Here is a 19,062-nt window from a genome sequence, read left to right as displayed (position 1 = left end):
GTTTTGTTTAAAAATGATAGAGAATGAAAGTTTTAAAGTTTGGAGGTACTTCTGTAGGTTCTGTTAAAAATATGCTTCATGTAAAGGAGGTTGTTGATGATGGACAACCAAAAGTTGTGGTGTTATCTGCCATGTCAGGAACTACAAATATGCTAATTGCTATAGCAGATAGTATTCAGTATTCAGAAACTAACAAAGCTATTGAATCTATAAATCGTTTACATGAAACCTATAGTGAAACGATTGAAGGCTTATTAATAAATCAATCTTTAAGTATAAAGGCTAAGGCATATGTTAATGAAGTGTTCAATTTCTTGTTGCAAAGCACTTATAAAAGCTATTCTCATTTGTTAAGAAATGAAATTTTAGCTCAAGGAGAGTTATTGTCTACATTTCTTTTTACATGCTTATTAGAGCAAGAAAACATTAAAGTTGCTTTGTTGCCTGCTTTAGATTTTATGCGAATTGATAAAACAAAAGAACCAGATTTTTTCTATATCAAGAAGCATTTACAAGCGTTAATGGAAACTAAGAGTAGGTCAGATATTTATATAACTCAAGGTTTTATTTGTTTAGATGAAAATGGTCAAGTGTCAAATTTACAACGAGGAGGAAGTGATTATACAGCTACGTTAATTGGAGCAGCAATAAATGCTAAAGAAGTACAAATTTGGACAGATATTGATGGTATGCATAATAATGATCCAAGATATGTTGAGTATACATCACCAATTTCTAATTTATCGTATGATGAAGCTGCTGAGTTAGCTTATTTTGGAGCAAAAATTTTACATCCTCAAACAGTAACTCCAGTTAGACAAGATAGTATTCCTGTACGATTAAAAAATACAATGTGTCCAGAAGCTTATGGGACATTAATTGATGCCAATGCTTTTGAAAGTGGAATAAAAGCAATTGCCGCAAAAGATAATATTACAGCAATAAAAATAAAGTCAGCAAGAATGTTACAAGCACATGGGTTTTTAAAAAAGGTTTTTGATGTATTTGAAACATATGAGACAGCCATTGACATGATTACAACCTCAGAGGTAGCTGTGTCATTAACAATTGATGATGATAGTAGTCTTGATATGATAGTAAAGGAGTTAGAGAAGTTTGCAGTAATTGAAGTAGATAAAAATCAAAGTATAGTTTGTTTAGTAGGTCATTCTATTGTACATCATGAAGATACTTTTAAGCTTTTTCAAGTTTTAAAGGATGTGAAAATTAGAATGATATCATATGGAGGTAGTAATAACAACATATCGTTATTAGTGCCAACTAGTGAAAAGGTAACGACGCTTAAAAATTTACAGAGATATGTTTTTAAGCTCGTTTCCTAGTTATAATTTGTGTGTTTAAAAGGCTGCCATATGGCAGCCTTTTTTTAATGTCTTTTTATACCTTTTATTCCTGTTGCACAACCAAAGAAATATTCAATGTATTCTATTTTAAAATTTGCTTCTTTAAATATATGATAGAGGTTTTTTGAATTCTTATATTTTTGGGTGTAAATCCCTAGCATTTTATAAGTTTCAGGGTTACCCAGAAATAATTTTCCAATTAACGGAATAACTCTTTTTAAATAAAACATAAAAAAGAACTTAAGTAGCTTGTTTTTTGGGACAGACACATCTATTAATGAAAATTGACCATCAGGTTTTAGTATTCTGTTGATTTCAATTGCTAAGTCTTTTAACTGTTTGTCATTAAATGTTTTTAAGCCAAAACCAGATATTACATAATCAGCAGTTTCACTTTTTATAGAATTGTTAAATACATTTTCTTTTAAGATGCTTATGGATGAGTTTTTGAATTTTTCTTTTCTTTTTTCAGCATGATGTATCATTTCTGAGGAAAAATCAAGACCTATTAATTTAGATTTAGTGTCGGAATATTTTAAAATTGGTTTCCAACATTCACCCATTCCAGTCATTAAATCAACTACCGTTTTTCCTTTTTCTATATTGATTTCATTAACGCATTGACGTCTCCATCGCTCACTAAACCCAAACGAAGTTATACAGTTCATTTTAGAATACGAACTACTCATTTTGTCAAATAAATTTTCGACAAATTGAGCTTCGTAAATTTCTTTCATTTTGATGGAGTTATTAATACTGAATAAGAATATTAACTATTCATCAAATCTTCAATTTCTTCAGGAAGAATAGGTATGTTACGCATTAAGTTAAATGGTTCGCCATTTTCTTGAATAACCACATCGTCTTCTAATCTAATTCCCATGTTCTCTTTTGGAATATAAATACCTGGTTCAACGGTAAATACCATACCTGCTGTCATAGGTGTTTTTAATGCACCATAATCATGTGTGTCTAATCCCATGTGATGAGAAGTACCATGCATAAAATACTTTTTATATGCTGGCCAATTAGGATCTTCATTTTGCACGTCGGCTTTATCAATTAAACCTAATCCTAAAAGTTCTGATGTCATAATTTTACCAACTTCAACATGATAATCTGCCCAAATGGTTCCAGGAACTAACATTTTTGTAGCCTCGTCTTTTACTCTGTTTACGGCATTGTATATGGCACGTTGCCTATCTGTAAAACGACCATTTACAGGAATTGTACGTGTCATGTCACTACTATAGTTTGCGTATTCGGCACCAACATCCATAAGCAACATATCTCCATCATTACAAACCTGATTATTTTCAATGTAATGTAATACACAAGCATTATATCCAGAACCAACAATTGGAGTATAAGCAAACCCTTTGGAGCGGTTACGTAAAAATTCATGCATATATTCTGCTTCAATTTCATATTCCATAACACCTGGTTTTACAAAACTTAAAATACGTCTGAAGCCTTTTTCGGTTATATCACAAGCAGTTTGTAATAAATCAATTTCCTCTTGCTCTTTAACGCCTCTAATGCTTTGCATTATTGGGTAGCTTTTAGCCCAGTTATGTGCAGGAAACTTGTCTTTTACCATTTTAATAAAACGATCCTCACGTGTTTCCATAACTACAGCTTGTCTGTAATGTTCGTTTGTATTAAAATAAACAGTTTCAGCTTCAGTCATTAAGTCAAAAAATATCTTATCAAAATCGCTTAACCAATAAATAGTTTCAATTCCAGAGGTTGCAGTAGCTTGCTCTTTTGTTAATTTGGCACCTTCCCAAATAGCAATGTGCTCATTAGTTTCTCTAACAAAAAGAATCTCTCTGTGCTTAGGATTTAAAGCATCAGGAAATAATACTAAAATACTCTCTTCTTGATCTGCTCCACTTAAGTAAAATATATCTCTATGTTGATGAAAAGGTAATGCAGTATCTGCTCCAGTTGTAAAAACATCGTTAGAATTAAATACAGCAATCGATTTTGATTTCATTTGTGCTGTAAACTTCGCTCTGTTCTTTATAAATAATTGGTTATTTATTGGATGATATTTCATGATTTTAGTATTTCTAAGTTATGAAGAATTGTTTTCTCAAAATTAGAGATTTTATATCTAACATTGTTAAATTTTAGCATATTAATTCGTAAGGATTTTGACCGTTTGTTAAGATTTGAGTAATTTCATTAATTATTAAAAACAATCAACCAAAATGAAATCTTTAATTCAATTATTAAGCCTTGTATTTTTATTTAGTTATTCAGCATATGCACAACAATCTCCAACTGCTGCGAGTGACATAAAAACAGCTCTAGAACAAAAACAAAAGATGGCTAAATCGTCTTTAGTAAAAAATGTTGCTTTTGAAAATATTGGACCAACAGTTATGAGTGGTCGTGTAGTAGATTTAGCTGTTAATCCAGATAATCCTATTGAGTTTTATGTGGCTTATGCATCAGGAGGTGTGTGGCATACTACTAATAATGGAACAACTTTTAATCCAATTTTAGATAATTCTGATACCCAAAATGTAGGAGATATTGCTGTGAATTGGCAAAATAGAACGATTTGGGTTGGAACTGGCGAAAATAATGCTTCGCGTTCTTCTTATGCGGGAATTGGTCTTTTAAAATCTAACAATAATGGTGAAACATGGGAAAATGTTGGATTGATGGACTCGCATCATATTGGTCGAATTTTAATTAACCCTAACAATCCAAATGAAGTAGTAGTTGGTGTTACTGGACATTTATATTCTTCGAATAATGAAAGAGGAGTGTATAAAACTACAGATGGAGGTAAAACATGGTCGCAAACACTATTTGTTGACGATGTAAGTGGAGTTATAGATTTACAGCATGCTCCCAATAATTTTAATGTAATGTTTGCGTCCTCTTGGACAAAAGATAGAAAAGCTTGGAATTTTGATGGAAGTGGGAATAATTCAGGGATTTATAAAAGTACTGATGCTGGAAATACATGGACTAAAGTATCTACTGAAAAAAGTGGTTTTCCAACTGGAATAGGTACAGGAAGAATAGGATTAGCAATGTTTGACGAAAATACCATTTATGCAATTCATGATAGTCAATTTAGAAGACCTTCTGAAGATAAGAGAGGAAAAGATGATGGATTAACAAAAGAGGATTTTAAAACAATGAGCGTAGATGCTTTTTTAAAGTTAGATGATAAAAAGCTTAATTCTTATTTGAAAATGAATGGTTTTCAAGAAAAATATCGTGCAGCTAATGTAAAATCAATGGTAAGAAACGGAAATGTAAAACCAATAGATTTGGCACGTTACCTTGAAGATGCTAATTCTATGTTGTTTGATACACCTGTTATTGGAGCCGAGGTTTATAAAAGTACAGATGGAGGAAAGAGTTGGGATAAAACTCACGACGATTATTTAGATGGACTTTACTATAGTTATGGTTATTATTTTGGACATATTTATGTGTCACCACAAAATGTAGATCATATATACATTTATGGAGTACCAATTATAAAATCTAAAGATGGCGGAAAAAGTTTTAAAATGATGGATATGCAAAATGTACATGCCGACCATCATGCACTTTGGATTAACCCAAAAAATCCTAATCATTTAATTAATGGTAATGATGGAGGAGTTAATATTACTTATGATGATGGTGAAAGTTGGATTAAGAATAATTCACCTTCTGTTGGACAATTTTATGCCATAAATGTAGATAATGAATCGCCATATAATGTTTATGGAGGTTTGCAAGATAATGGTGTTTGGGTTGGGCCACATAACGCTTCGGAAGATAGAAGATGGCATGGTGAAGGTCAATATCCTTGGGAATCAATAATGGGTGGCGATGGTATGCAAATAGCGATTGATAATAGAGATGCTAGTATTGTGTATACAGGTTACCAATTTGGAAATTATTTTAGAATTAATAGAGCTACTGATGAGTATAAACAGTTTAATATAAAACACGAATTAGGCGAAAGTCCATATCGTTTTAATTGGCAAACTCCTATCTTATTATCACCTCATAACCAAGATATCGTTTATTTTGGAGGTAATAAATTAATGCGTTCTATGAATCAAGGAGATGATTGGGAAGCTATTAGTGACGACTTAACTCAAGGAGGAAAAAAGGGGAATGTTGCCTATGGAACTATTACTTCAATTAGTGAATCGCCATTTCAATTCGGATTAATTTATGTAGGAAGTGATGATGGTTATATTCATGTCTCTAAAAATGGAGGAAATACTTGGTCAAGAATTTCTAATACATTACCTCAAAATCTTTGGGTAAGTAGAATTATTGCTTCTCAGCATAAAAAAGGACGTGTATATGCTACACTAAACGGTTATCGTTTTGACGATTTTAAAGCTTATGTTTACGTAAGTGATGATTATGGACAAACATGGAATGCTATTAATAGCAATATTCCAATGTCACCTGTTAATGTCATTAAAGAAGATCCAAAAAATGAAGATGTATTGTACTTAGGATCCGATAATGGTGCATACGTATCATTCAATAAAGGTAAATCTTGGGAACTGTTTAGTAAAGGGTTACCTAATGTAGCTTTTCATGATTTAGTTATTCAAGAAGAAGCTGGCCATTTGTTATTGGGAACTCATGGTAGAAGCATTTATAAAGCAAATATTACTGCATTACAACAAAATGCTACTTCTAGTACTAATGCCATAACAATTTTTGAAACAGAGCCAATTAGAGCTTCTAGACGTTGGGGAAATTCTTGGAGTCAATGGTCTCCAAAATATGAGCCTACAACAAGTATTGGATTTTACTCGCAAGCATCAGCTACTCAAGGTGTAAATATTATTTCTCAAGGAGGAGCGCTCTTAAATTCAATTGCTGTTAATGCTTTTGAAGGCTTTAATTATGCTGCTTATGATTTAACAATTACGGAAGCTGGAAAAAAAGCACTTGAAAAAGAGGATAGTAAGGTGCAAATTTCTAAAAAACAAAACGGAAAATATTATCTGCCAAAGGGAACTTATCTAGTTAAAATAGGTAGTCAAAGTACACAGCTCATCATAAAATAAAAGAGTTAGTTTAAGTAAATGTTAATAAAGGAAAACTATAGTTTTGAGCCAAATAGTTTTCCTTTTATTTTTTAATAACACTTGCTTTTGTAATTATTTAATTAAAATCATTCTAAATAATAAAATCAAGACAATTGATATTTGCCTAGAACCTCATGCTGAAGTACATTTGTAAGAACTTATAAATAACTTCAAACAAATGAGCGGATTTTTTAAATCTTCGATTGGAAGAAAGATAGCCATGGCGTTATCGGCATTCTTCCTCATGTTTTTCTTATTACAACATCTTCTAATAAACTTTTTATCTGTGATTAGCCCAGATATGTTTAACGAAGTGTCTTATTTTATGGGAAATAATCCTTTAGTACAATATGGTTTACAACCACTGTTACTTTTTGGAATTATCTACCATTTAGTAATGGGATTTATTTTAGAAATACAAAACAAAAAAGCACAAGGTGTAAAATATGCTAAAAATAATGGTGCTGCAAACTCGTCTTGGGTAAGTCGTAATATGATTTATACAGGCGCTATTATTTTACTATTTATGGTTTTCCATTTTAATGATTTTTGGGTTCCAGAAATTGTTGAAAAATATGTTGAAGGTAAAAGTCAGGTAGGTAAAGACTTTTATGCGCATGTAGTACACATGTTTGAAAACCCAATAAGAGTAGGTGTTTACTGTTTAGCCTTTGTGTTTTTAGCATTACATTTATTACATGGTTTTACATCTGCATTCCAATCAATGGGTTCTACAGCAGGACGTAAAAAAGCATTACAAACTTTTGGAAAAGTATATGCAATTGCAGTTCCTTTAGGGTATGTAGTTATTGCATTATACCACCATTTTAACCATTAATCTTAAATTATTATGACTTTAGATTCAAGAGTACCAAAGGGTCCAATTAAAGATAAATGGACAACCTATAAAGATAAAATTGACTTAGTAAATCCAGCAAACAAGCGTCTTATTGATGTTATTGTTGTTGGAACTGGACTTGCAGGAGGTTCTGCCGCTGCTACCTTAGCTGAGTTAGGATATAACGTAAAAGCATTTGCATATCAAGATTCTCCACGTCGTGCGCACTCTATTGCAGCACAAGGAGGTATTAATGCAGCTAAGAATTACCAAGGAGATGGTGATTCAACATATAGATTATTCTACGATACTGTAAAAGGAGGAGATTATCGTTCGCGTGAAGCCAATGTATATCGTCTTGCTGAGGTATCTGCAAATATTATTGACCAATGTGTTGCACAAGGTGTTCCTTTTGCACGTGATTATGGAGGACTATTAGATAACCGTTCTTTTGGAGGTGTATTAGTATCTCGTACGTTCTACGCTAAAGGACAAACAGGTCAGCAATTATTATTAGGTGCTTATTCGGCAATGAACCGTCAAATAGCACGTGGTAAAATTGAAATGTATAACCGTCACGAAATGCTAGATGTAGTTGTTGTTGATGGTAAAGCAAGAGGAATTATTACAAGAAACTTAATTACAGGTGAAGTTGAGCGTCATTCAGCTCATGCTGTAGTAATAGCTTCTGGAGGTTATGGAAATGTATATTTCTTATCTACTAATGCTATGGGTTCTAATGCTACTGCTGCTTGGAAAATTCATAAAAAGGGAGCGTATTTTGCTAATCCTTGTTATACACAAATTCACCCAACATGTATTCCGCGTTCTGGTGACTACCAATCAAAATTAACATTGATGTCAGAGTCATTACGTAATGATGGACGTATTTGGGTGCCTAAAAATATGGACGATGTAATGGCAATTCGTGAAGGTCGTAAAAAACCAACCGATTTGTCTGAAGACGAAAGAGATTATTATTTAGAGCGTCGTTATCCAGCATTTGGTAACTTAGTACCTCGTGATGTTGCATCTCGTGCAGCAAAAGAGCGTTGTGATGCTGGTTATGGTGTAAATGCAACTGGTGAAGCGGTATACTTAGACTTTGCTTCTGCAATTACACGTTATGGTAAAGAACAAGCAAAAATTAATGGTATTGATAACCCTTCTGATGCTAAGATTTACGAATTAGGACAAAAGATTGTTGAGGCTAAATATGGAAACTTATTCCAAATGTATGAGAAAATTGTAGATGAGAATCCATACAAAACGCCAATGATGATTTATCCAGCAACACACTATACAATGGGTGGTGTTTGGGTTGATTATAACTTAATGACAACTGTTCCTGGTTTGTATTGTATTGGTGAGGCTAACTTCTCAGATCATGGTGCTAACCGTTTAGGTGCTTCTGCATTAATGCAAGGTTTAGCTGATGGTTATTTTGTATTACCATATACAATTGGAGATTACTTATCTGATGATATTAGAACAGGACCAATTTCAACAGATACGCCAGAGTTTGAAAAAGCTGAAAAAGAAGTTAAGGAGCGTATCGATTTCTTTATGAATAACAACGGAACGAAATCTGTTGATCATTTCCACAAGCGTTTAGGAAAAGTAATGTGGGATAAAGTAGGAATGGCTCGTAACGAAAAAGGATTGAAAGAAGCTATGGCTGAAATCAAACAAATTCGTGAGGAATTCTGGAAAGATGTTAAAGTTCCAGGTGATGCTAACGAAATGAATCCTGAATTAGAAAAAGCTGGACGTGTAGCAGATTTCTTAGAACTAGGGGAGTTATTCGCAAAAGATGCTTTAATGAGAGCTGAATCTTGTGGTGGACATTTTAGAGAAGAATCTGTTGAAGAAAGTGGAGAGCAAAAAGGTGAAGCAAAACGTAACGATAAGGACTTTGCATTTGTTGCAGCATGGGAGTATAAAGGCGAACCAGCTGATGCAGTATTGCATAAGGAAGAGTTAGAATTTAAAGATATAGAATTAAAACAACGTTCATATAAATAAGAAAGATATGTCAGGAAAAGGAATGAATTTAACACTGAAGATTTGGCGTCAAAAAGGCGCGAATGACAAGGGTCGTATGGTCGACTATAAAGTGAATGATATTTCAGAACATATGTCTTTCTTAGAAATGATGGATGTTTTGAATGAACAATTAATTGCCTCTGGTGAAGAACCTGTAGCTTTTGACCATGATTGTCGTGAAGGTATTTGCGGTATGTGTTCATTATATATTAATGGAGAGGCACATGGACCAGACAGAGGTATTACAACGTGTCAGTTACATATGCGAATGTTTAATGATGGTGATACTATAACAATTGAACCTTGGAGAGCTGCTGCTTTTCCAGTAATAAAGGATTTAGTTGTAGATAGAACAGCATTTGAGCGTATCCAACAAGCAGGAGGATTTATTTCTGTAAATACTTCAGGAAATACACAAGATGCTAATGCATTACCAATTTCTAAGCATGCTGCAGACGAGGCTATGGATGCTGCAACTTGTATTGGTTGTGGTGCTTGTGTGGCAACTTGTAAAAACTCTTCTGCTATGTTATTTGTTGGAGCAAAAGTATCACAATATGCTTTATTACCGCAAGGACAAGTTGAGGCTGCAGATCGTGTTCAAAACATGGTGGCACAAATGGATTTAGAAGGATTTGGTAACTGTACTAACACTGGAGCATGTGAAGTTGAATGTCCAAAAGGCATTTCATTAGATAATATTGCTCGTATGAATAGAGAATTAATAAAAGCTAGCTTAAAATAAGTTATTTTTATACGATTAGTAAAACCCTAAGTGATTTCACTTAGGGTTTTTGTTTTTTTATTAATATTACCAAATTAAAGAATAGTATTAAAAGCCTTGATAACAACAATTGGTTTATGGAAAATTTAATTTTAGCTAAAAAAATTATTAATGCTCGAAAGCACTTAGGTTTATCTCAGGAAGCTTTAGCTGAAAAATCGAATGTTTCATTAAGTACTATTCAACGAATAGAAAAAGGAACTGTTAAGCCGAGAGCTTTTACTCTAAAAGTTTTAGCAGAAGCTCTGCAAATAGAATTAACCGAATTAGTATGCCATGATGTTGAAAAAAAAGTTTCAAACGAAACGATTTCAGCTTTAAAGAAGATCAATTTATATACGATGTTTTTTGTGTTTTTTCCATTTGTAAATATGATTATTCCATTACTTTTTTGGAAAAGAAATAAACAGCTATCATCAAGTAATGCTATAGCAGGAAAAATAATTACTTTTCAATTGTTGTGGAGTTTAGCCGTTTTTATTGGAGCATTACTAAGTATTTTTCTAACAAACTTAATATCTGGTGAAGCAGGACTAGGACACTATACTTCGGGTTCCTTTTATTTGGTCGCTCTAGTTTTTAATATATTTATATTGCTAAAAACAGCTTCACAACTATCGAAAAATAGCACTAATGTGTTATCATTTGTTCCCAATTTGTTTTAATTATAGATAAAAATACAAAGTTTACCTTTGTTGCTTATTTGTGTTATAGTGCTAGTATTCAGGTATATGCATTGTAATGACATATAAATGAAGTAAGAATGATGGGTAATTGACATACTTGTTTTTATAACCTCTCACATATTTTAGCGTCTCAATTAAAAATCGAACAAAAATATTACTGTTATGAAAAATCGAATCCTAAAAATATGTCTAGTATTAATCTCTGTACTTATAGTTTGGGGAGTCTATGTTGTTTTAAAACCTGAGCCTAAAACAATAGCAGGTTTAATGGAAAGTTATGAAAACCCAGGAATTAAAATAAAAATAAGGAGCCCTTTTAGTGGTACTGTTTTGGTAGCTAAAAAGGGAGAGGTCATTTTTAAAGAAGCATATGGCTTATCTAATAGAGAAACAAATGAAGAGAATGAAGTAGATACCAAATATGGAATAGGATCAGTTACTAAACAATTTACTGCAATGTTAGTAATGCAATTAGTAGAAGAAGGTAAACTAAAACTACAAGATACTATTGGATACTATTTGCCTTATTTACCTGAAGAAAAAGCTAATCATATTACCATCCATCAATTATTAACTCATACTTCTGGATTGGCACATTATTTTGCTTTGCCTGCTATAGGTGTAAATTTATCCGATTTTAGAAAGACAAAGTACACACCAAAGGAATTGGTACAACTCATAGGGAAAACCAATATGATTGCTAAACCTGGAGAACAATTTTATTATAGTAGCCTTGGGTATGATGTGTTAGGAGCAATTATAGAGGAGGTTTCGGGGAAACCTTTTGCCGACTTTCTAGATGAAAAAATTGTTAAGCCTTTACAGTTAAAAAACACTGGTTTTGCTTCTAATGAATATATCTCTAATGAATTAGCTAAAGGTTATGCATATCGTGAGGTATATGGACTAGATTGGTGGACTTCGGAACATGGCGGAGAAATTAGGGAAGCTCCTTTTAGAGATCAATCTACTGCTTATGCAGCAGGAGGAATGCACTCAACTGTTGAAGATTTGTTTATTTGGAGTGAAGCTATAAAATCACATAAATTGCTTTCTCCAGAACTTACCAAAATAATGTTGAGTCCAGATAAAAAAGGACATTGCTATGGATGGGTGAGAAATTGGGACGATATCGTAGAAAAAAATATTAACGCTAGATTGTATGGCCATGGTGGCGCTCTTACTGGTAATAGTGCCTATATTGGGATGTATGATGATGGTACAACAATCATCTATTTAGCTAATATAAATAACCTTAAAGCTGAAGAAATTTTACATCAATTATATTTAAGAGCTAATGACCTTAAAGATGACTATAAATTAAAAGGATATCCTAATAGAAGCTCGTATGAAAAATTTATTGCAGCTGGAGGAATGACAGCCTTAAAAGATTATTTTCAAAGACTTTCAGAGTATAGTGGTTATACTGTAAACCCATCTAATAGTACCATGAGAGGAGTAATGAAAATTCATTTAGAAGCAGGTAAACAAAAGGTTGCTGATAGTTTGAAAACTGTGTTTTTAAACACCTATAACCCTAATGAAACAACAATAAATGATTTTGGTTATGACTTTTTGTATTCAGATAATTCAAATTATGCTTTACAGTTTTTTATAGAAAACACTAAACGTTATCCATTTTCTTCTAATGTATGGGATAGTTTAGGTGAAGCTTATTTAACCTATAAAGATTATGATAGCGCTATAGATTGTTATAAAAAAGCAGTTGAATTAGGTGAACAAGTAAATCATAGATCCTTAGAAGATTATAAAGAAAACCTCAAAAAAGCAGAATCACTAAATAAAAGCTAATATTATTGATGTAAAAAAGCCCAAGCATTTACTGAAATAAATTCAGCATATTAGTTTGGGCTTTTATTATATTAAAAATTTTACTTATCGTATAAATATAGTGCAGCTGCTTTTGCCATTTCTTTTTGATTGTGTCCAACACCTGAAACAATAAAGAGCTCCCAGTTGAATATTGTATTAAGCTTTTTGGCTATAGCTTTACTTTTGTTGTAAAAATAATTTCCTCTAGAAAATCGATGAGTACCTTGTTTGTCTAAAGTTGGAGAACGTAAAATTAAACCGCCTGTTTCGTTTTCATTGTCTTCTTCTCCTAGAAAAATAACTAAATTCTTTTGAAATGATTCTTTTAATTGAGATGCCTCAATAGTAAGATCTTTCAATCCAAATGGGAAATTAGTTTTGAAATCTGGTAAAGTATATGAACCAGCATTAGAAGCTAAAATTCTATCGACTTTCGAGTTTGGAAACAACAAAGCAAATCTATGTAATATTTGTCCTCCAGCCGAATGGCCAAAAATATCGTAAGACTTTTGTGAAGAGTTTATTGATTTTACTACCATATCAAAGAGTCTGTCGAAATCATTAAACAACCATTGCTTCGTGTTTAAATTAATGTGAAACCTATCTACAGACTCATCCAAATGAACACGATTAGTTCCTTTCTCAAAAGAAATCCCAGTTCTTAAATCAAGATTTTTTACAACACCTCCTAAATGGTAATCTCCAAAATTGTATTTCTCTTCTTCATATGAAGGAGAAATTATAAGCACATTATATTTTTCTGAAGCCTCAATCCAAGAATCTCTATAGTCGTCAGCGTTTCTTCCAGCACCTGGAATGACCATTAAAATTTTAGAATTATGCTTAAAGTTTACAGGTTTATGGTAAAAAACTGTAATAGAATCTTGTTCATGGCTTAGGTTTCCCTCTATTTTAAAAGATCCATCTCCTTGATTAAGTTTTACATTTTGTGCTACAGATAATGTAGTGGTAAAACCTAATATTAGTAAAAGTATTAAACGTATTTTCATTGTTTGGATGTTTATTAATTTCTATTACTTCCTCCTGGACGTCTCGTTTTTGTTTTTCCGTTTTGGTTAAATCTATACATAAGAGTTAAGGTGTACTTTGGACCAAGTAATTTTCTTGTATTAGAATACGTAAAATCATCTCCATATCTAGTTTGAATTTGCTCTCTAGAGTCTAGCATGTTTCTTATGTTGAATGTAATAGTTGCTTTGTTATTTAGAAAGTTTTTGTTCAGCCCCAAATCTAAGCTGTAGTTAGATTTAGTAATAGTTTGAGCACTTTCGTTTCTTCCGTTATAGTTAAAACTTGTTTGCATTGTTATATCTGAAGGAAGCTTTATTCTTGAGTTTATTCGTGTAAACCATCTACTGTCCTTGAAACCAAAATCTACATTTTCATAAAGACCCATTTGTTCAAAGCTGAAATAATTTAATTCTCCAGAAAGTTGCATCCATTTAAAGGGCCTGTAATTCATTGAAATTTCAATTCCAATTCTATTTTCGGTATCAATGTTTATTGGTTTGGTAACTAAAATATCATCTTCATTTCGTTCGGTAATAAACTGAAATGGATCGTCGGTGTTTTGATAATATATAGAAGGGTTAATTCTAAGCTTTCCTATTCTAGTTAAAAAACCTAATTCTAAAGAATTAGTCAAAGCTGGATCCATATCTGGATTTCCTTGACGAATAGCGTTTAATTGAGCTAAGCCACCAAAAGGATTTAAATGCCAAAAACTAGGTCTGTTTATACGTCTGCTATAGCTTAATTGCATATTTGTTTTCTCTGAAAAAGTGTAAGTTAAATGTGCAGTAGGAAATAATTTAGTATAGTCTTTTGTATTTTTGAATTCATTGTTTTTATCAGAAATGTCAATTTTAGTAAACTCTGTTCTTAATCCTAATTGATAACTTAACTTCTTTAACTTTCCAGCATATTGAGCATAAATACCTCCAATTTGTTCTTTATAGTCAACATCATTGTTTATGCCGTTAAATATTTCCCATGTATCTCCGTTAAATACTTCAGCTTTATAGTCACTAGAAATAACTCTAGTTTCACCTCTTAAACCTGTTTCAAAGGTGGTGTTTTCGTTGATTGGATTTACATAATCTAATTGTAATAAGTAGTCTTTACTACTTTCAATATCTCTAGTTCTTGATAATTCTTCAGGTAATAACTCTGGAGTTAATTTTTGAGTGAGGAAAGTTTCGTTTTCATCATCATCCCAAAAATCATATTGAAAATCAATAAGTAGTTTTTTACCTTTTTTATCAAATGTCTTTTCATAGCTCAATTCTAATTGATTGTGGTCCATTGGCTCATCGTACTTTTCATTTCTTACTAGAGTACTATCATTAGAATTTTGTGAGTCAAAATAATTATATGTATAATTTGATTTATTATTTCTATCTATAAGGACTTTATAATACGAAGCAGTAAAGGTGTTTTTTTCATTTAAGAAATAATCCATACCAACATATATGTTTGAAACCTTAGTGTTTCTATAAGAATCTGAAGTTTGATAAAGATTTACAAAATCATCACCAACTAAAGAGTTTTGATTTGAGCGTTCAGTAAATTTACTGTCTACAAATCGATATCCTAAAGTAGAGAAGATGTTAATTTTATTTGTTTTGTAATTTAAGTTGGCGTTAGTATTAAAATCGGCTCTAATAGAGTTACTCATACTTAAAGAACCACTAAGACCTCCTTTTTTATTTTTCTTCATTATGACATTGATAATTCCTGCAGTACCTGCTGCTTGATATCTTGAAGAAGGGTTTGTGATAACTTCTATACGCTCAATTTGTTGTGCTGGTATTTGATCTAATCCATTATTTGCAGCTAAAACAGATGGTTTACCGTTAATAAGAACAGTTACATTAGCATTACCACGTAAACTAACACCTCCATCTAAGTCTACAGCTACCGAAGGCACATTTTCTAAAATTTGAACTAATGAACCGTTTTGAGATAATAAATCTTTACCAACATTAAATACTTTTTTGTCAAGTTTTAGGTCGACTGTAGAGCGTTCAGCAACTACTTCTACTGCATCTAAAGCTTCCATATCTATTTTTAATGGGATAGTGCCTAAATCTAAATTTTTATCTAGTTGAATATTAGCTTCATGGCTTTTATATGAAATGTAGTCTACCTTTATGGTATATGTTCCTTTGTTTGCAGAAATGCTAAATTCTCCTTTTTCATTAGTGATAATACCATCTATTAGTGTATCATCTTTTAACAGTGATACTGTAGCAAATTCTAAAGGCTCTTTTGTTTCGGCATCAATAATAATACCTGATATTTTTTTTTCTAGAACTACATTGTTTGCAAACATCGATAAAGATGTAATTGAAATAATAATTGTGATTAATAATCGTGTCATAAACTGTGTTTTTTGATTTGATGCCTCAAAAGTCTTAGTTTATTTCATGCGGATTAAATATAAAGGACAAACAAGCGCTACTGTCATACATAAATATGAAAAACAGGGTTGAATGCAATTCATCAAGAGTAATGGTGTATTCGTTGGGTTTAAATACTAATTGGACGTTTTTTTAAGAATAAGGTAGCTTTATGTGTATTTTTGGTGATAATGAATGAAACTTTATCTAAAATAGCGAATAGAATTATTCAAAATCGATGGTTGAGCCATAGTCTCTTTTGGGTGTTATTACTATTGTTTTATACTCAAATTAATGTAGTATATAAAGATGGTTACCATAAAGTTTTGGTGCATAACGCTATTATTTTGATTCCGCAGATGCTTGCAGCTTATTTTATGGCCTATTATCAAATACCTAAGTTGCTGTATAAAAAGAAATATGGACTATTTATTTTATCGTTGTTAATTGGTTGTTATGCGTTTTCAGCTTTAGGGCGTATATTGGTTGTACATATTATTGAAGAACTATATAGAGAGCCACCTTTTGGAAAAGAGTCAATTTGGGAAATTCTTACAGATGTAAAATGGTTATATAAACACTATTTCTATAGTGTGTTTTTACCAGTATTTTTATTCGTTTCCGTGAAGTTATTAAAAGAGCGTTTAGAAGCTCAAAGGCTACAAGAGGTGTTGTTAAAGGAAAAAGTATCTGCAGAATTAAGTTTTTTAAAAGCACAAATTCATCCACACTTTTTATTTAATACACTTAATAACTTATATACATTAACATTGCAGAAATCTGATAAAGCTTCGGATACTGTATTGAAATTGTCTGATATTTTAGATTATATGCTTTATCAATGTAACGATAAAGAAGTGCTAATTGATAAAGAAATTCAGTTAATAGATAACTATATTAATTTAGAACAATTACGTTATGGTGAACGATTGTCTTTGTCATTTACAAATACAGTTGATAACCCAAATACTAAAATTGCACCTTTACTTTTAATATCACTTGTTGAAAATGCTTTTAAACATGGCGCAAGTGGTGCAATTAAAAATCCAATTATTGATATTAAGTTAGAAGTAAAGAATAAACAGTTATTATTTTCAATATTTAATACTAAAGAAAAATTTAAACAAGAAGATAAAACTAAGTTTAAGGAGGGTGTTGGCTTGCGTAATACTAAAAGTCAGTTGCAATTGCTATATCCTAATAAACACCAAATTGAAATAATTGAAGAACCGCTCTCGTTTCAAGTAAAACTTATTGTAGATTTGACTTAATGGTAGTAAAGTGTATTATAATAGATGATGAGCCTTTAGCAATTGAATTGATTAAAGATCATATTTCAAAGTTTTCAAATTTTGAAGTTATTGGAACTTGTCAAAATGCTATTGAAGGTTTAGAGATGTTGAAGAACAATCATGTAGATTTAATGTTTTTGGATATACAAATGCCTACGCTTACAGGAATTGAATTTTTAAGATCTATTAGTAATCCTCCTAAGGTAGTTTTCACCACAGCTTATAGAGAATATGCAGTAGAGAGTTATGAGTTAGAAGTGGTTGATTATTTGTTAAAACCAATTTCTTTTGATAGGTTTTTTAAAGCGATAAATAAGTTTCAAAAATCTATAGAAGTTCCAGAAAAATCAGATTCTATTACTCCTGCAGAGAAAGGTGATGAGAAAGATTTTATTTCGGTAAATGTTAACAAAAAACACTATAGAATTAAATTTGAAGATATTTTATATGCTGAAAGTTTAAAAGATTATGTTAGAATTCATACAGCTAGACTAACTATTACTACTAAAGAAAAGATTAGCGAATTTGAAAAAATGTTACCAGACTATTTTTTAAGAACACATCGCTCTTATATTGTAAATTTAAACGAAATTTCAGCCTATACTTCTCAGGATATAGAAATTGGAGATATAGAAATACCTATTGGAATAAGTTATAAGCAAGAAGTTTTTAAAGCTTTAAAAAGATAACTCTATATATTAACATATTATATAAATAAGCTTCATAATTTTTAGTTAGCTTTACTTTTTATTTCCTAACATGAAGATTACCATAAAGCTACTATTAGTAGTATTCCTTTTTACACTAAGTTGTAAAAAACCACAAGAAGCTACTGTTAATACTACAACTTCTGTAGTTTCAAAACCATATAAAAATTACGACTTTAATACTAATGCTTTGCTCCAGCATGTAAAGACATTATCATCTAATGCGTATGAAGGCAGACGAACCGGAACAAGAGGAGCTGAAAAGACTAGAGACTATATTATAAATCAATTTAACCAACTAAATGTAAAACCTTTAAATGGTAGTTTTGAACAATCATTTTCTTTTAAAGCATGGGGAAAAGCATACGAAGGTGTTAATGTACTTGGGTTTATTAAGGGTACAGATAGTTTAAAAAAGCATATAGTAATTTCTGCTCATTATGACCATGAAGGCATAAAAAAGGATAAGATATATAATGGAGCAGATGATAATGCTTCTGGTGTTGGTGCTTCAATTGCTTTAGCCGAATATTTTAAACAAAATCCTCCAAAACACAATGTAGTTTTAGCTGCTTTTGATGCCGAAGAGTTAGGTTTAAAAGGCGCTTATCATTTTGTAGATAGTAAAATATTACCAATAAATCAAATAGGGTTAAATATCAATTTTGATATGATTGGGAGAAATAAAAATAACGAGCTTTATGTAGTTGGTGCTAATTTGTATGAGCAATTAAAGCCTGCAATTAATAGTATTAGCTTACCCGAAGGCTTTTCGTTATTATCTGGACATGATGGTTTAGATAACAAAGAAGGTTGGGTGACTTCTTCAGATCATGCACCATTTCATAAAAAAGGAATTCCTTTCTTGTACTTTGGAGTTGAAGACCATGAAGATTATCATAAACCAACTGATGATTTTGAAAAAATAAAGCCAGTTTTTTATCAAAATTCAGTACAAACAATTATTGAGGTAATTAAAAACCTTGATGAAATGAGTTTTTAAGTTTTATAG

At 31.5% G+C, this 19,062-nt stretch carries 14 protein-coding genes; 10 read left to right on the top strand and 4 right to left on the bottom strand.

What is annotated here, in order from left to right; genetic code table 11:
* Positions 1-23: 23 nt before the first annotated feature.
* Positions 24-1,343, top strand: a complete 1,320-nt coding sequence (locus ACLII3_RS05080; RefSeq protein WP_412987003.1) for an aspartate kinase — start codon at positions 24-26, stop codon at positions 1,341-1,343.
* Positions 1,344-1,387: 44 nt separating this feature from the next.
* Here the strand turns inward: ACLII3_RS05080 and ACLII3_RS05075 are convergent, their stop codons facing one another.
* Positions 1,388-2,101, bottom strand: a complete 714-nt coding sequence (locus ACLII3_RS05075) for a class I SAM-dependent methyltransferase (protein ID WP_412987001.1) — start codon at positions 2,099-2,101, stop codon at positions 1,388-1,390.
* 32 nt (positions 2,102-2,133) lie between these two features.
* Positions 2,134-3,426 (bottom strand): aminopeptidase P family protein, encoded by a 1,293-nt coding sequence (locus ACLII3_RS05070; protein WP_412987000.1) that lies wholly within the window; start codon positions 3,424-3,426, stop codon positions 2,134-2,136.
* A 154-nt stretch (positions 3,427-3,580) separates the two neighbouring features.
* Here ACLII3_RS05070 and ACLII3_RS05065 point away from each other — a divergent pair, with 154 nt between their 5' ends.
* The 6 genes from ACLII3_RS05065 to ACLII3_RS05040 all read left to right on the top strand — a co-directional run bounded on the left by ACLII3_RS05065 (position 3,581) and on the right by ACLII3_RS05040 (position 12,608).
* The gene (locus ACLII3_RS05065) at positions 3,581-6,421 is read left to right on the top strand and encodes a WD40/YVTN/BNR-like repeat-containing protein (protein ID WP_412986998.1); all 2,841 of its coding nucleotides are present in this window, start codon (positions 3,581-3,583) and stop codon (positions 6,419-6,421) included.
* Positions 6,422-6,620: 199 nt separating this feature from the next.
* Positions 6,621-7,280: a succinate dehydrogenase cytochrome b subunit gene (locus ACLII3_RS05060; protein ID WP_412986996.1), complete on the top strand. Its 660-nt coding sequence runs from the start codon at positions 6,621-6,623 to the stop codon at positions 7,278-7,280.
* A 12-nt stretch (positions 7,281-7,292) separates the two neighbouring features.
* On the top strand, positions 7,293-9,305 hold the full coding sequence (locus ACLII3_RS05055) for a fumarate reductase/succinate dehydrogenase flavoprotein subunit (protein ID WP_412986995.1): 2,013 nt from the start codon (positions 7,293-7,295) through the stop codon (positions 9,303-9,305).
* Positions 9,306-9,327: 22 nt separating this feature from the next.
* Positions 9,328-10,071 carry a succinate dehydrogenase/fumarate reductase iron-sulfur subunit gene (locus ACLII3_RS05050; protein WP_412987892.1) on the top strand — a complete coding sequence of 248 codons (744 nt, stop codon included), beginning with the start codon at positions 9,328-9,330 and terminating at the stop codon, positions 10,069-10,071.
* A gap of 116 nt (positions 10,072-10,187) precedes the next feature.
* On the top strand, positions 10,188-10,775 hold the full coding sequence (locus tag ACLII3_RS05045) for a helix-turn-helix domain-containing protein (protein ID WP_412986993.1): 588 nt from the start codon (positions 10,188-10,190) through the stop codon (positions 10,773-10,775).
* 183 nt (positions 10,776-10,958) lie between these two features.
* Positions 10,959-12,608 (top strand): serine hydrolase, encoded by a 1,650-nt coding sequence (locus tag ACLII3_RS05040; protein ID WP_412986992.1) that lies wholly within the window; start codon positions 10,959-10,961, stop codon positions 12,606-12,608.
* Positions 12,609-12,688: 80 nt separating this feature from the next.
* On the opposite strand, the gene ACLII3_RS05035 is transcribed toward ACLII3_RS05040, so the two are convergent.
* Positions 12,689-13,639 (bottom strand): hypothetical protein, encoded by a 951-nt coding sequence (locus ACLII3_RS05035; RefSeq protein ID WP_412986991.1) that lies wholly within the window; start codon positions 13,637-13,639, stop codon positions 12,689-12,691.
* A gap of 14 nt (positions 13,640-13,653) precedes the next feature.
* Positions 13,654-16,032, bottom strand: a complete 2,379-nt coding sequence (locus tag ACLII3_RS05030) for a TonB-dependent receptor domain-containing protein (RefSeq protein ID WP_412986990.1) — start codon at positions 16,030-16,032, stop codon at positions 13,654-13,656.
* A gap of 261 nt (positions 16,033-16,293) precedes the next feature.
* Between ACLII3_RS05030 and ACLII3_RS05025 the strand changes: the two genes are divergently transcribed.
* The 3 genes from ACLII3_RS05025 to ACLII3_RS05015 all read left to right on the top strand — a co-directional run bounded on the left by ACLII3_RS05025 (position 16,294) and on the right by ACLII3_RS05015 (position 19,053).
* Positions 16,294-17,322, top strand: coding sequence for a sensor histidine kinase (locus ACLII3_RS05025; protein WP_412986989.1), 1,029 nt, complete (start codon positions 16,294-16,296; stop codon positions 17,320-17,322).
* Complete coding sequence (locus tag ACLII3_RS05020) at positions 17,322-18,032, top strand: LytR/AlgR family response regulator transcription factor (RefSeq protein WP_412986987.1); 711 nt, start codon at positions 17,322-17,324, stop codon at positions 18,030-18,032. The genes ACLII3_RS05025 and ACLII3_RS05020 overlap by 1 nt, the downstream gene beginning before the upstream one ends.
* A gap of 70 nt (positions 18,033-18,102) precedes the next feature.
* Positions 18,103-19,053, top strand: a complete 951-nt coding sequence (locus ACLII3_RS05015; RefSeq protein WP_412986985.1) for a M28 family peptidase — start codon at positions 18,103-18,105, stop codon at positions 19,051-19,053.
* The last annotated feature ends 9 nt before the right edge of the window (positions 19,054-19,062 follow it).

The sequence above is a fragment of the Pontimicrobium sp. IMCC45349 genome, from assembly GCF_047219225.1.
Lineage (GTDB): Bacteria > Bacteroidota > Bacteroidia > Flavobacteriales > Flavobacteriaceae > IMCC45349.
Note: the sequence above shows the minus strand (reverse complement) of the source record. Positions and strands in the feature narration are given on the sequence as shown.

Bases quoted from the DNA above. Each gene is read 5' to 3' on its own strand.
- ACLII3_RS05020 (WP_412986987.1), top strand. From the start codon at position 17,322: ATGGTAGTAAAGTGTATTATAATAGATGATGAGCCTTTAGCAATTGAA.
- ACLII3_RS05045 (WP_412986993.1), top strand. From the start codon at position 10,188: ATGGAAAATTTAATTTTAGCTAAAAAAATTATTAATGCTCGAAAGCAC.
- ACLII3_RS05065 (WP_412986998.1), top strand. From the start codon at position 3,581: ATGAAATCTTTAATTCAATTATTAAGCCTTGTATTTTTATTTAGTTAT.
- ACLII3_RS05035 (WP_412986991.1), bottom strand. From the start codon at position 13,639: ATGAAAATACGTTTAATACTTTTACTAATATTAGGTTTTACCACTACA.
- ACLII3_RS05075 (WP_412987001.1), bottom strand. From the start codon at position 2,101: ATGAAAGAAATTTACGAAGCTCAATTTGTCGAAAATTTATTTGACAAA.
- ACLII3_RS05070 (WP_412987000.1), bottom strand. From the start codon at position 3,426: ATGAAATATCATCCAATAAATAACCAATTATTTATAAAGAACAGAGCG.
- ACLII3_RS05055 (WP_412986995.1), top strand. From the start codon at position 7,293: ATGACTTTAGATTCAAGAGTACCAAAGGGTCCAATTAAAGATAAATGG.
- ACLII3_RS05030 (WP_412986990.1), bottom strand. From the start codon at position 16,032: ATGACACGATTATTAATCACAATTATTATTTCAATTACATCTTTATCG.
- ACLII3_RS05050 (WP_412987892.1), top strand. From the start codon at position 9,328: ATGAATTTAACACTGAAGATTTGGCGTCAAAAAGGCGCGAATGACAAG.
- ACLII3_RS05015 (WP_412986985.1), top strand. From the start codon at position 18,103: ATGAAGATTACCATAAAGCTACTATTAGTAGTATTCCTTTTTACACTA.
- ACLII3_RS05080 (WP_412987003.1), top strand. From the start codon at position 24: ATGAAAGTTTTAAAGTTTGGAGGTACTTCTGTAGGTTCTGTTAAAAAT.
- ACLII3_RS05040 (WP_412986992.1), top strand. From the start codon at position 10,959: ATGAAAAATCGAATCCTAAAAATATGTCTAGTATTAATCTCTGTACTT.
- ACLII3_RS05060 (WP_412986996.1), top strand. From the start codon at position 6,621: ATGAGCGGATTTTTTAAATCTTCGATTGGAAGAAAGATAGCCATGGCG.